This window comes from Nucisporomicrobium flavum, from assembly GCF_016464385.1.
GTDB lineage: Bacteria > Actinomycetota > Actinomycetes > Mycobacteriales > Micromonosporaceae > Actinoplanes > Actinoplanes flavus_A.
In genome coordinates this window covers 116,569-129,677 of record NZ_JADMLH010000008.1, presented here as the reverse complement: position 1 = coordinate 129,677, position 13,109 = coordinate 116,569, and the positions used below count along the sequence as shown (strand labels likewise).

Annotated in this window: 6 protein-coding genes; 1 reads left to right on the top strand and 5 read right to left on the bottom strand. The window is 72.9% G+C overall.

The window, feature by feature from the left end; all coding sequences use genetic code 11:
- Positions 1–274: 274 nt before the first annotated feature.
- Positions 275–658, bottom strand: coding sequence for a pentapeptide repeat-containing protein (locus tag IT780_RS43485; RefSeq protein ID WP_372443756.1), 384 nt, complete (start codon positions 656–658; stop codon positions 275–277).
- Between the two features lie 206 nt (positions 659–864).
- Complete coding sequence (locus IT780_RS20485) at positions 865–4,893, bottom strand: hypothetical protein (RefSeq protein ID WP_199513222.1); 4,029 nt, start codon at positions 4,891–4,893, stop codon at positions 865–867.
- A 746-nt stretch (positions 4,894–5,639) separates the two neighbouring features.
- On the opposite strand from IT780_RS20485, the gene dnaB reads away from it, so the two are divergent.
- Positions 5,640–8,297, top strand: coding sequence for a replicative DNA helicase (gene dnaB / locus IT780_RS20480; protein ID WP_372443742.1), 2,658 nt, complete (start codon positions 5,640–5,642; stop codon positions 8,295–8,297).
- 182 nt (positions 8,298–8,479) lie between these two features.
- Here dnaB and IT780_RS20475 read toward each other — a convergent pair whose 3' ends face one another.
- From IT780_RS20475 to IT780_RS20465, 3 genes are all read right to left on the bottom strand, one after another.
- On the bottom strand, positions 8,480–8,908 hold the full coding sequence (locus IT780_RS20475) for a TFIIB-type zinc ribbon-containing protein (protein WP_199513221.1): 429 nt from the start codon (positions 8,906–8,908) through the stop codon (positions 8,480–8,482).
- Between the two features lie 112 nt (positions 8,909–9,020).
- Positions 9,021–10,289 carry a glycosyltransferase 87 family protein gene (locus IT780_RS20470; RefSeq protein ID WP_372443755.1) on the bottom strand — a complete coding sequence of 423 codons (1,269 nt, stop codon included), beginning with the start codon at positions 10,287–10,289 and terminating at the stop codon, positions 9,021–9,023.
- 2 nt (positions 10,290–10,291) lie between these two features.
- Positions 10,292–12,796 carry a putative bifunctional diguanylate cyclase/phosphodiesterase gene (locus IT780_RS20465; protein WP_372443741.1) on the bottom strand — a complete coding sequence of 835 codons (2,505 nt, stop codon included), beginning with the start codon at positions 12,794–12,796 and terminating at the stop codon, positions 10,292–10,294.
- Between the last annotated feature and the right edge of the window lie 313 nt (positions 12,797–13,109).

Sequence of the window (13,109 nt, the reverse complement as noted above, 5' to 3'; positions counted from 1 at the left end):
CCGTTACCGGCGTCGCCCCCAATCACCCCCCGCGCCCCGAACGCGCGCCACCCGGGGGGGGGGCCCGCTTTCCGCATTACAGAGGGCTTCTCCGCAGGCCGAGCGTGGATCCAGCTTCCGCGTGGGTCGGTCCCCTGGGCTGGGTCTCGCTTCCGCGCGGGCCGGTCTGCTGGGGCGGGTCTCGCTTCCGCATGGGTCGGTCTGCTGGGGCGGGTCTCGCTTCCGCATGGGTCGGTCTGCTGGGGCGGGTTTCGCTCTCGCGCGGGTCCGTCTTTCATATAGGTACGGCGCCAGAGGCGAAGCCTCCCGAAGCGGGGCCGGATGCGTGCACGGAGAGGGACACGCTCGGGTGGCACACCCAGCCTGTCCCCGCCACCCCACTCCGCGCGTGGCGGCGCCGTAGGTACGCCGAATATGACCCACGAACCACCCGCACGTGGCCCACGCTGTCGGGCACTACTGCTGCTCCCGCGCCCGCGCCCCGACTGTGCACGCGCGCCGCAGCGCTGAGCTGCACGCCGACGTCACGACCTGGTTCAGCGCCCAACGCCACCACCGGGCTGCGCATGTCCGCGCTGCGCATGCCCGCCCTGCGCATGTCCGCGCTGCGCATGTCCGCGCTGCGCATGTCCGCGCTGCGCATGTCCGCGCTGCGCATGTCCGCGCTGCGCATGCCCGCCCTGCGCCCTGCGCGCTGCGCGCCGAACTCGCGGCGTGCGGAGTTCCCGCGGCCCTGCCGTGCTGTCATGCCCCGCGGTGCACGGCGCTCTTTGCGCACCGTGCTCTCTGCGCCCCGTGCTCTCCGCTCTCCGCGCCCCCGCGCTCTCCGCGCCCCCGCGGCCCGCGGCCCGCGGGTTTTGCTCGTCAGCTGAGTGATTGGCCGGTGATTGCCGACGTCAGCACCGTGGCCAGCCCGCCGCCCATCACCGCCGCTGCCAACCCCACGCTGGCCGCCTTCCAGGACCCGCTCGCCCAGCGCAACCCCACCGCCACCAGCATGCTCAGCACCAGCGAGAGCCCGAACTGCGGCGCCGCATCGGCCAGCGTGCTGAGGGCGTGGGCCTGCTGGGCGCCGTTGAGGACCAGCATGTACAGGACGAACAGCACGACCGGTACGCCGTACCAGACGACGGTGTAGCCGACCGCCGCGAGCGGCCCGCCCGTGTCCTCCTCGAGCTCCTCCTCCGGTTCGAGGAGGTCGTTCTGGCGCGTCGCCGCGGACGAGAGGGTGCTCACCGGGCGGCGTTCGTACGTGCCCGCCGGGGAGGTCATGACGGCGCCGCGGGGAGGCCATTCCGTGTCCGGGGGGTCCTGCCAGCTGGCGCCCGTACGGATGATCTCGGTGGCGCTCGCGGAGGCCGAGTTGGCGGCCGGGACCTTGACCGACGCGGAGGCGCCGTTCTTCGACGGGGGCCGGAACGGGACGAAGTCGCTGGTGCCGAAGCGCCGGGATTCGCCGTCCGCGAGGTCGCTGGACTCCTTGAGTTCGCGCCGCCAGTCCGCCGGGGCCGCCTCGCGGTTGGGGGCCGCGCGGCGGGCCGTCTGCTCGCGCTCGCGCTGCTGCCAGGGTGCCGGTTCGGCGGCCGGGCGGATCTCGGTGGCCGCCTCGCCGAGCGCGGGACCTGCGGTGATGCCGTCCTCGGCGCGCATCTGGCTGCGCCACGCGTCGGTCCGTGCGGTCGCCTCGCCGAGGGCCGGGTCTGCCGCGTGGCCGCTCTCCGCGCGCATCTGGCTGCGCCAGTCATCGGTCCGGGCGGCCGGTTCAGTGGGAGCTGGGCCCGCGGCGATGCCGTCCTCGGCGCGCATCTGGCTGCGCCAGGAGTCCGTGCGGGCTGCCGCCTGCGCCTCGGGCCGCCATGCGCCGGGCTGGGACGACACCGGGCGGGTGGGCGTGCCGGACACCGGGCGGGCCGGTGTCTGGCCGGGACCGGGCTGCGACGAGACCGGGCGTACGGCGGCCTGGCCGTACCCGGTCGGCGAGGCGGGGCCGGCGGGCGGGGACGAGACGGGTGGTGGCTCTCGACGGTCCTGCTGCCAGGCCGTGGGTGCCGCGGGTCCGGGACGGTCATCGGGTACGGCGGAGACCGGACGATTCGCCGCCACGTCCCAGCCGCCCGGCGCCGCCGAGACGGGACGCTCGGTGGGGGCGGGGTTCGGGCGGCCGTCCGGGCCGGCGTCGCGTTGCCAGGCGGCCGGTCCGGGTTCGAGCTCGCGGCGGCCGCCCAGGATCGGCCGGGTGGGTGCCTCGCCGTCGCGGCGGTAGATCTCCGGGTCGAGCGGTGCCTCGGGGGCGGCGCCCAGTTGCAGGGGGCCGTCCGGCGCTCGGCGGCGGCCCACGCCCTGGCGGCCACCACCCTGCGGACCTGCGCCGGGACGGTCGTCGTCGTCCTCCGCGCGACGGCGGCGCCGGGGTTCGCCGCTCTCCAGTGCGAGCGGCCCGCCCGGGACGTCGTCGCGCGTACGGGACCGGGAGGGGCCGCGGCGGGGTCGTCCGTCGGCGTCCCGGTCGTCCTCGTCGTCTTCGTCGTCCTCGACCTCGGCGCGGTGCCACTGGCCGGTGTCGCTGTCGCGCAGCCAGACGTCCGACTCCGGGTCGCGGTGCCAGGCGCCGGACTCGAGCTCGCGGGTCCAGCTGGTGTCGGGTTCGCGCCTGCGGGCGTACGCCGCAGGTCCCTCGCGTCGCGGCATGCCGGCGCCGCGCTGGGCGTCCAGGCCACGACGGGGCTCGCGTTGCGTCTCCGGGCCGCGGGGGCGGGCGGCGCGGCGGGCGCGGGTGCCTTCCGCGTCGCGCTGCCAGGAACCGGTGTCGGTGCGGCCACGCGGTTCGTCGTGACGCCGCCACGAGCCGGTGTCGGAACGGCCGTCCGGGCGCGCCTCGTCGTCGGGCTGCCACGAGCTGCGGCGGCCGCCGCGCTGCCGCGTACCCGTGTCCGGGTCGTCGTCGTCCCGCTGCCAGGGGCCGGATCCCGACCGCGCGCCGGACTCGATCTCCCGCTGCCAGGAGCCGGTGTCCGTCCGGTCGGCCCGGCTGCGCCGGCCGCCCTCGCCCTGCCGGCCGCCTTCGCCCTGGCGGGTGCCGGTGTCGCGCTGCCAGGTGCCGGTGTCCGAGCGGCTCTGCCAGCCGCCGCCGTCACGCTCCCGGGGCTGCAGAGGCAGCGGGATGACGCCGGTCTCCGACGCGCTCTGCGCCCACGGGTCCGCCGCCGGGCCCGGCTCGGGGTCGCGCCGCCACGAGCCGGTGTCAGGCCGCCCGTCACGCGTCTGATCGCCGCTGCGCCAGCTTTCGGCCGGCGGCTCGGCGGAGCGCCATCCGTCGCGGTCGGGATCCGGGGACCGCCAGCCGGTGCCTGTCTCGTCCGCGCCGCGGCGGCTGCCGGTCGTCGGGGCGCTGCTCTGCCAGCTGTTCGTGGTCGAGCTGGTCCGCCAGCTGTCCGGCGGGTCGCCGGCGTCGCGGCGCCAGCTGGGACTGTCGGCGACCGGGTCCTGGAACGCCGGGATGCTGCCGGTGTCGGTGTGCCCGGCCCAGTTGTCGGCGTCCGAGCGGACCGTCCAGCCGGTGCCTCCGCTCGTACGCGAACCCGGCTCGGCGGCCCGGCGGCGACCCACCTGGCGTGACCCGTCGTCGAAGCCGGTCTCGCGACGCCACTGCGCGCGGTCGTCCTCACGGACGAGGTGGCGGCCGTCGTCGAAGGTGCCGGGCGCGGACCGGCTTCCCGTGTACGCGGTGGGCGGCTGCGGATTTTGCCAGCTCGACGAGCTTTCTCCCGGCAGGTCCGCGGGCGTCTCCCGGCTCGCACCGTTCTCCCGCCGCGACGAGCGGCCGGTGTCGGTGAACTGCTGCCAGCTCGGCCGGCTGTCCCACGACGGGCGCGGCGCGTCGGCCGGTTGTTGCCAGGACGGCGTGGGAGTGGGCGGGACCGGCGGTGTCGCCGACGGCGCGGCGAACTGCTGCCACGACGGGCGATCCTCCGCGGCCTGCCAGCTCGGCGCCGCGTCGGCGGGGCGCTGCTGCCAGCTCGGCGTGGCGTCGGCGGGCCGCTGCTGCCAGGTCGGCGTCGGGTCCGCCGGCCGTTGCTGCCAGCTCGGTGCGGCGTCGGCGGGCCGTTGCTGCCAGGTGGACGGGGGGTCCTCGGCACGCTGCCACGACGGCGTGGGATCGGCCGGACGCTCCCACGGCGGCGCCGCGTCGGCCGGCCGTTGCTGCCAGCTCGGCGTGGGGTCCGCGGGCTGCTGCCAGCTCGGCGCGGCGTCGGCCGGCCGCTGCTGCCAGGACGGTGTGGCCCCCGGGACGGACCGGTCGCGTTGCCAGCCGGGAGTGTCGTCGGGGGTGGAGGGCTGCTGCCAGCTCGGCGCGGGCGGCTCGCCCGACTCGGGGGTGGGCCAGGCGGTGCCGGAGATCGCCGGGAGCCGGGTGGGCGGCTCGACCGGCGGCACGAAGCCGTTGGCGTCGCCCGACTGCCACGCCTCGGTCGTCGTCCGCCATCCGTGCGTGCCGGACGCGGAGCGCCACTCCGTCGTCTGACGCCAGCGGGCGCTGTCGGTGGAGCGCCACTCCGCTGTCGACGTACGCCATCCGACGCCGTCGGCGGGAATCGGCGGCCGACCGGTCGCGGCGACGTCGGACCAGCGGCTGACCGTGCCGGATCCGGACCGCTCGACGGCCTGATCCTCGTTCTGCGCCCAGGCCTCGGCACGCAACGACCAGGCGACGGCCTCGGGGATGGGCTGCATGCTGCCGGTGTCGGTGACCGATCCGGTCCCCCACACGGGCGCGCCGGGCTCCACAACCTGGGAGGAATCGGGACTTTCCGGGCTCTCACGGGTGGACCAGGGCTCCGCGGCGCTCCTCTCCCGCGGCAGGCGGGCGCCGTAGTCCCACTCCCGTTGGTCCACCTGAAAAGCGTGACGTGCGTTCCCCGGATCTGCAACGCCCAGGGGCGATGGCTTCGTCACGGGCCGCACCTTTTTATTCCCTCCACACGCTGGGGACACCAAAAACCCAGGTCATCGGGGTACGCCGGGCAGCATCCCCCAGCGTTGTACACAGGCTGTGCACAGGGCTGCACACAGGTTCGGAGGCATTGTCCACAACTTGTCCCGAGGCTTGTCCACCGGCCCGCTTGGGCCGATGACGTGCAGCTTCGTATGGTTACCCGCGCCGGATCACGCCCCAGGGCCGACCCGGTCCGCGCGAACCGACGATTCGGGCGGTTCGGTGGGATGGGTCACCCGGCGGTGGGCGTGCTCACCCGAAAGTGTCGTACCGGGGTTGTTTGATCGACTCGGGAGGCGCAGCGTTGGTCGGTTTGCGCGGCGCGGGCCGGGTGAGCCGGGCGGGGCAAGCGCGTGACGTGCAAGCCGGGTTGGGCGCGGGGCGCGCGTGTCGCCGAGCCCGGCGTTGCACCACGACGGGACGGGCCCGGCGTTGCACCATGGCGGCGAGCTCGGCGCTGCGCCGGGCGGCTGCACGTAGGGCGCTCGGCGTGGCATTACGGCGCCGAGCTTGGCGTTGCTGGACGGCGCTGAGCTGGGCGTTACTCAGACGGCGCTGCGCTAGGGCGGCTGCACGTGGGGCCGCGCTCGGCGCGTGGCATCGCGGCGCCGAGCTGGACGCGGCACACGAGGAGAGGGAGGTCGGAGTGTCGATCACCGATGACGCACGGCCGGAGTCCCGGCAGCAGTCGCCCGGCGGGCGACCGGCCGGCGGCGGACGCCCTCCCGGCGGCGGACCCCCGTCCGACGGCGGCTTCGACAAGACGCCGCCGCAGGACATCGCCGCCGAGCAGAGCGTGCTCGGCGGCATGCTGCTGTCCAAGGACGCCATCGCCGACGTCGTGGAGATCCTGAAGACCCACGACTTCTACCGCCCGGTGCACGCGACGATCTTCGACATCATTCTCGACCTGTACGGGCGCGGCGAACCGGCCGACGGTGTCACGGTCGCGGCGGCGCTGGCCGACTCCGGCGACCTGCAGCGCATCGGCGGGGTGCCGTACCTGCACACCCTCATCGAGAGCGTGCCCACCGCCGCCAACGCCGCGTACTACGCGCGGATCGTCTCCGAGCGGGCGGTGCTGCGCCGGCTGGTCGAGGCCGGTACGAAGATCGTGCAGCTCGGGTACGGCGCCAACGGGCACGGCGGCCGGGACGTGGACGACATCGTCGACCTGGCCCAGCAGGCGATCTACGACGTCACCGAGAACCGGGTCAGCGAGGACTTCGCCACGCTCGGCGACATGCTGCAGCCGACCCTCGACGAGATCGAGGCCGTCGGCGCGTCGGGCGGCATGATGACCGGCGTACCCACCGGCTTCGCCGACCTGGACCGGCTCCTCAACGGCCTGCACCCCGGCCAGCTGATCATCGTGGCCGGGCGTCCCGGTCTGGGCAAGGCGCTGGCCCTGGGCACCGAGCTGGTTACCCCGGACGGCTGGACGACCATGGGCGAGATCGCGGTGGGCGACCGACTGATCGGTGCTGACGGAAAGCCCACCACCGTGATCGCCACCAGCGAGATCATGCTCGGGCGTTCGTGCTACGAGGTCGAGTTCTCCGACGGCACGGTGATCGTGGCGGATGGCTCCCACCAATGGAGCACCCATGATCGCCGGGCCCGCCGGTATGGGCGGCCGGCGGAGGTACGCACCACTCGGCAGATCGCGGAGACCTTGCGTACCCCGACCGCAGACCGTCGGCTCAACCACTCGGTGATGAACCCCGCGCCACTCGATCTGCCCGAGCGCGACCTCCCCATCGCGCCCTACACCTTCGGTGCCTGGCTGGGAGACGGGCACAGCGCGGCCGCGCGGATCACGTCAGCCGATCCAGAAGTGACCATGCTCATCGAAGCTGATGGATACATTGCCGAGCCCAGCGGGCCCATGCTCTACTCGGTCCGCCTTCCCGCCGCTGCGCCGCTGCGCCGCCGCGCATGCGTGGTGTGCGGTGTGAGCTTCCAGCCGCGTCACGCCGGTGCCAGGGCCTGCGGCAGAGAATGTGGCGGCAAGGCGCGCTTCTTCTCGTCACCGGGGGAGCAGCCGGTCTGCGTCGATTGCGGCTGCGCCTCCCCGGCAATGGTGAAGGGCAACGGCGGCCAGCGGTGCAACGACTGCAGAAGGCGTTCCGGATCGGTCACCGCGCTGCTCCGAACGCTCGGAGTTCTGGGTAACAAGCACGTACCGACGACATACCTCAGAGCGTCCGAGGATCAGCGCCGTGCCCTGCTGGCGGGTTTGCTCGACACCGACGGGACGGTGACCACGACCGGCAATTGCCAGTACACGTCGACGTCGCGCCGCCTTGCCGAGGATGTCCGCGAGCTGGTCGCTTCGCTGGGATACCGATGCTCGATGACGTCGAAGACAGTCGCGGGCCGGTCCCCGGAGTCCTCCATCGCCTACACGCTCACCTTCACCACGACCGACGACGTGTTCCGTCTGCACCGGAAGATGCTGTCGCACAAGCAGCGCCGTCGCGCCACCGGATCGACGCGATCCGACCGCCGCTTCATCGTCGACGTCCGAGTTGTGCCGAGCGTGCCGGTGAAGTGCGTGTCCGTCGACAACAGCGACAAGCTTTACCTCGCCGGGCGAACCATGGTTCCGACTCACAACTCCACGGTGTCGATGGACTTCGCCCGCAACGCGGCCATCCGGTCCAACTGCGCCAGCGCCATCTTCTCCCTCGAAATGAGCAAGATCGAGATGGTGATGCGTCTGCTCTCCGCGGAGGCGCGCGTACCGCTGCACTCGCTGCGTTCCGGCCAGCTCTCCGACGACGACTGGACCAAACTCGCCCGCCGGATGGGCGAGATCAGCGAGGCGCCGATCTTCGTCGACGACACCCCGAGCATGAACCTCATGGAGATCCGCGCGAAGGCCCGGCGCCTCAAGCAGCGCCACAACCTCAAACTCCTGGTGATCGACTACCTCCAGCTCATGACGTCGCCGAAGAAGACGGAGAGCCGCCAGCAGGAGGTCTCCGAGCTGTCCCGAGGCCTGAAGCTGCTGGCCAAGGAGATCGAGTGCCCGGTGATCGCGGTGAGTCAGCTGAACCGAGGCCCGGAGCAGCGTACGGACAAGCGCCCGCAGCTGTCCGACCTGCGTGAGTCCGGCTCGATCGAGCAGGACGCGGACGTGGTGCTGCTGCTGCACCGCGACGACTACTACGACAAGGAGTCGCCGCGGGCGGGCGAGGCGGACTTCATCGTGGCGAAGCACCGTAACGGCCCGACCGACACGGTGACAGTGGCGGCGCAGCTGCACCTGTCGCGCTTCGTCGACATGGCGATCGTCTAGCGACCGACCGCACCCGGCCCCGCGCCGGCCGGCCCGGCCGAAAGCGCGGTGCGACCAAGAGGGGTCGCCGGCCGAAAGCGCCGAGCGCCGAGCGCCGAGCGCCCGAGACGGCCTCGGAACTCCGAGACGCCCGCGGTGCGCGCACGGCCAATATCTCCGGCGCGCACCCGCGGACGGGGACCTCAGTCGAACAGCTCGCCCAGGAAGCTCTTCCGGCGCCGGTAGTGCCCGTGGTGGCCGCCGTGCCCGTGCCGGTAGTGGCCGTGGTAGCCGCCGGCGTGGCCGTACTGCGGGGTTCCGTACGCGGGCGCGGCCGGCGGGTAGGCGGGCTGGCCGTATCCCGGCTGCGGCGGGGGCGGCGCGGCGTAGCCACCACCCGGGGGCGGCGGGGGCGGCGGGGCGTACCCACCCGGTGCCTGGGCCGGGCGCGGGGGCGGCGAGGCCTGGGTCTGGGTCTGGCGGCTGTTCCAGTTTGCCTCGGCCTCGAACAGTTTCTCCAGCTCGCCGCGGTCGAGGAAGATGCCGCGGCACTCGGTGCACTGGTCGACCGTGACGCCGCTGCGCTCGTACACCCGCATCTCGCCGTGGCACTTGGGACAGGTCATCTGCATGTCACAAACGGTACAAGCCCGGGTCACGGCGTGGTGCCCTCGGAGCTGTGGGTCTGCTGAAGACCGGCTGGCAGAGCGGACAAAGCCAGAGAGCGGACGAAGCCGGAAGACCTCAGGTCAACCGAGGACCCGAGGCGTCGTCGAGCGTGGAAGCCGGCGGGGATGGACGTCGCAGCGCCGGGGACCACGCCAGCAACGCCAGCGGGTACAGCAGGTAGCCGAACCGGGTGGTCGGCATGAGCAGGATCGCGGCGAGGAGGCCGTACCCGCAGAAGAGCGCGGCGGTCGCGGCCGTGCGCGGCGGACGGCGGACGAGCAGCACCGCGATCGCCAGACCGGCCGCGACCAGCAGCCCCGCCGCGACGTAGCGGCCGCCCGGCACCGCCTGGGTGATCAGATAGCCGGGGAACGGCGACTGGGCCGGGCTGGTGACGAGGCCGTGCCCGAGCGGGAAGCGGATCACGTTCTCGGCGAACGCGTCGCTGTCGACGGCGGCGGGGAGCAGCGCGATCAGGGGTACGCCGAGAGCGAGAGGCGCGAAGCGGCGCAGGTTGCCCGAGGTGTACGCCAGCACCAGCAGCACCGCCAGCACCGGCAGGGCGAAGAGCTTGAGCGCGGCGGCGGCACCGATGGCCAGGCCCGCGGCGGTGAAGCGGCCGGACGCGCAGCACGCCAGCGCCAGCAGCGACAGGGCGAGCACGGGCAGGTCGTCTCCGCCCGTGGCCAGCGTCAGGGCGCAGATGGGGAACACGGTGGCGAACTGGACCGCCCGTACCGGATGGGGGCGCAGCAGGCGGACGGCCGCGACCAGCGCACCCGCCGTGACCAGCGCAAACCAGATCCGCGCGTCCGTCCACCAGGCGTCACCGAAGGCGGCGCGGGGCAGGCCGAAAACGGCCATTCCCGGCTGGTACGGCGCATAGCCCAGCAACTGCTCCCCCGGCGGCAGCGCGCTGATCGCCTCCGGCCCGAGGTAGGGCGTGCCCGTGTCGGCGAGCCGCCCGCCCATGTGCTCGACGACGAGCACTTCCTCCTGGGCCCGGTCGGCGCGCCCGCCCGCACGCTGCACCGCCTGCACGACCAGCGGGAGCAGCGCGACACCGGCCCAGGCCACCCACGTCAAGGCTGTCCGGAGGGCCGGCCGGCGCAGGAGGAACTGGGTGCCGACCACGACGAACATGGCGAGGTACGTCCACGCCGCGATCGCGCCCCAGGCGCGGTGCGGCAGCAGGGTCGAGGTCAGCGCGGTGATCAGGGCGAACGCGGCCGAGAGCCCGTAGAGCGCGGCGTCCGCGGCCAGGCCGCCGGCCGCTCGGTCGAGCCGCGCCACCGGGCCCGTACGCGAAGGGCCGCTGCCGGCCCGGGCGGTCTGCGCCGGCAACCTCACGCGGGCAAGTGTGGCAGAGACCTTCTCGGTGGCCGGCGACGTGGCATGCGGACGACGGATCCGGTGGTGTGCAGCGGCTCGGCGAGCGCACCGGGCCGGCCGCCCGAGCCGCGCTGCAGGGCGGCCAGGAAGCGTGCCGCCGCCATCGGGCGGGCGAAGAGGTGGCCCTGGCCGGCGACGCAGCCGATCTCCCAGAGGGCGTGCCGCTGGGGCTCGCTCTCGACACCTTCCGCGATGACGCTGAGGTGCAGGCTGCGGGCGAGGTCGACCGTCGAGCGGATGACCGCGGCGGCCTCCGCGGAGGTCTCCACCGCCACCACCAGGTCGCGATCGATCTTGAGCTGGTGCACCGGGATGCGGGACAGCACGGGCAGCGACGACACGCCCGTGCCGAAGTCGTCGAGGACCAGCTTGACGCCGGCGTCGCGCAGCTCGCGCAGCGCGCGGTCGACGACCTCGAGCTGGCTCAGCGTCAGCGACTCGGCCAGTTCGAGCACGAGCCGGTCGGGCGGTACGCCGAGGGCCGCGAGCCGGTCGAGGACGCCGGCCGGGAACGTGGGGTCGAGCAGGCTGCGCGGCGAGACGTTGACGGCGACGGAGAGGTCGAAGCCGGCCTCACGCCACGTACCGACCGCGGTCAGCGATTTCTCCAGGACGGCGTCGGCGAAGGCGGGCAGGTGGCCGGAGCGCTCGACGCTCTCGAGGAACTGCAGCGGGGTGAGGTCGGTGTGCTGCGGGTGGTGCCAGCGGGCGATGGCCTCGGCGGAGACCACCTCGCCGCTGCTGAGATCGGCGATCGGCTGGAAGTCGACGACGAACTCGCGCCGGGTGACCGCCCGGGTCAGCTCGCCGCCGAGCACGAGCCGGCCGATGTCCGCGGTGTCGCGGGCGTGCGCGTACGTCGCCGTGCGGCGGCCACCGCGTTTCGCCTCGTACATGGCCACGTCGGCGCGGCGCATCAGCTCCTGGACGCCGCCGCTGCCGGGCGCCAGCGCGATGCCGCCGGCGGCCTCCACGGTGAGCTGCATGCCGTCCACCTCGATGGGCTGTTCGAGGGTCGCCAGCAGGTCCGTGGCCCGGTGGGTGGCGACGGCGGGGGTCGGCAGCCCGGTCAGCAGCACCGCGAACTCGTCGCCGCCGAGCCGCGCCACCAGGTCGCCGGGGTGCGCCGCGGTCTCGATCCGGTGGGCGACCTCGCGGAGAACCTCGTCACCCGCGGTATGGCCGAGCGTGTCGTTGACCTCCTTGAAGTGGTTGAGGTCGATCAGCAGCATCGCGACCATGCCGTCGGTGGCGCGCCGGCCGAAGGTGCGGTTGGCCTGGTCGAGCAGCTCGCGGCGGTTGGCCAGCCCGGTCAGCGGATCGTGGGAGGCCGCGTACGCATTCTCCGCGTTGATCCGCTTGAGCTCCGCGTACGCCCGCGCGTTACCGATCGCGGTGCTCAGCGAGGAGGCGAAGGTCTGCAGTTTGTACTGCTCGGACTCGTTGAGCTTCACGGGCTTGCGGAACCGCAACCGCAGCACGCCCATCCGGCCGTCGGGGCTGTCGAGCCACGCCTCGATGGTCGACCCGTCCCGTTCGGGCGCGTCGGCCACCGCTCCCTCGTAGCGCAGGCTCCCGGCCGATCCCCGGATGAGACTGGGGGTGTCGAGGTCACGCAGCTCGATCTCGGCTTCGTCGGCGGAGAAGAGGTCCGGCGCCAGCGTCACCGCGGCGTGCAGGACGGACGTGAGCTCGGTGACGTTCAGCCGGTCGGTCGTGCTCGCCAGGCGGTGCCAGGCCTCCTGGTCCTCCCGTTGACGGGTCTTGTTCTTCGCGACCAGCTGGAACGCCGCGACGGTCGGGACCATGGTGAGGATGAGCAGCTGTTGCTGCTGAACCACCAGCACGGTGAGCAGCGCCAGGACGAGGTTGACGGCGCGGCTGCGCAGCATCACGTCACGGTTCTGGCGGGCGACCTGGCGCCATGGGGTGTTCGTCGCCAGCGTCACCACCGTGTTGCCCAGGAGGTCGTCCACGATGGCGTAGACGACCGCGGCTGCCGCCAGACCGAGAACCAGTACCGGCAGGCGGGGCAGATCGATCTGAGGGTAGACGGTGGGGCGGACGCCGACGAAGGAAGCGATCGAGGCGGCCGCCGTGGCGGCGATGATGTCCTTCGCCACGTTGAAGGCGATCTTGATCGGCTGCCGAATGAAGATCTTGGAGGCGAGCACGCCCAGCGCGGTGCAGATGACCACCCAGGGAGCCGGCACGGTGGCGACGGCCAGGAGGATCGAGGCCGAGGTGGCCGCGAACACCCGGGTGTCGGACCGGACCCGCAGCTTGATGATCGGACCGCTGGCGAAGGCGATGATGATCGTCGTCGCGGCGAGGAAGAGGAGCTTGCCGGGGTGGACGGTGGTCGCTGTCGCCACGGAAGCGACCAGGCAGCCGACCCCCAGAAACGCGACTAGACCGACATACAGCTCAAGCTGCTTGTCGGTCCTCGCGTCGTTCACTGCGGACGCCCCATGCCTCCATGGTCCCTCGTCGCCCGCACTGTCTGTCAATGCCTGGTTGCCGATAGGTAGCGAACCGTGGCCGGTGGAGTCAGTGCCAGTCGTTGTCACGCATCTCGCGCCTCGCCTTTCGTGAATAGCTGGATTCATTACTTCCCGCCGGCGCCGAAATCAGCTCGCCGGCCGTCCGTTCGGTGTCTCTCTGGCAAGAGATTAGGAAAGGAACCGTCTGGATGGAAGAATGATTTGTCGCTCGTTTCACGAAATGCGAGCATTGCTCCCTTTGTGCCGAATCCGTAACCGGGCAATGACG

Excerpts from the sequence above, each read along its gene's own strand:
- IT780_RS20475 (WP_199513221.1), bottom strand. The coding sequence starts at position 8,908 with ATGCAGATGACCTGTCCCAAGTGCCACGGCGAGATGCGGGTGTACGAG.
- IT780_RS43485 (WP_372443756.1), bottom strand. The coding sequence starts at position 658 with ATGCGCAGCGCGGACATGCGCAGCGCGGACATGCGCAGCGCGGACATG.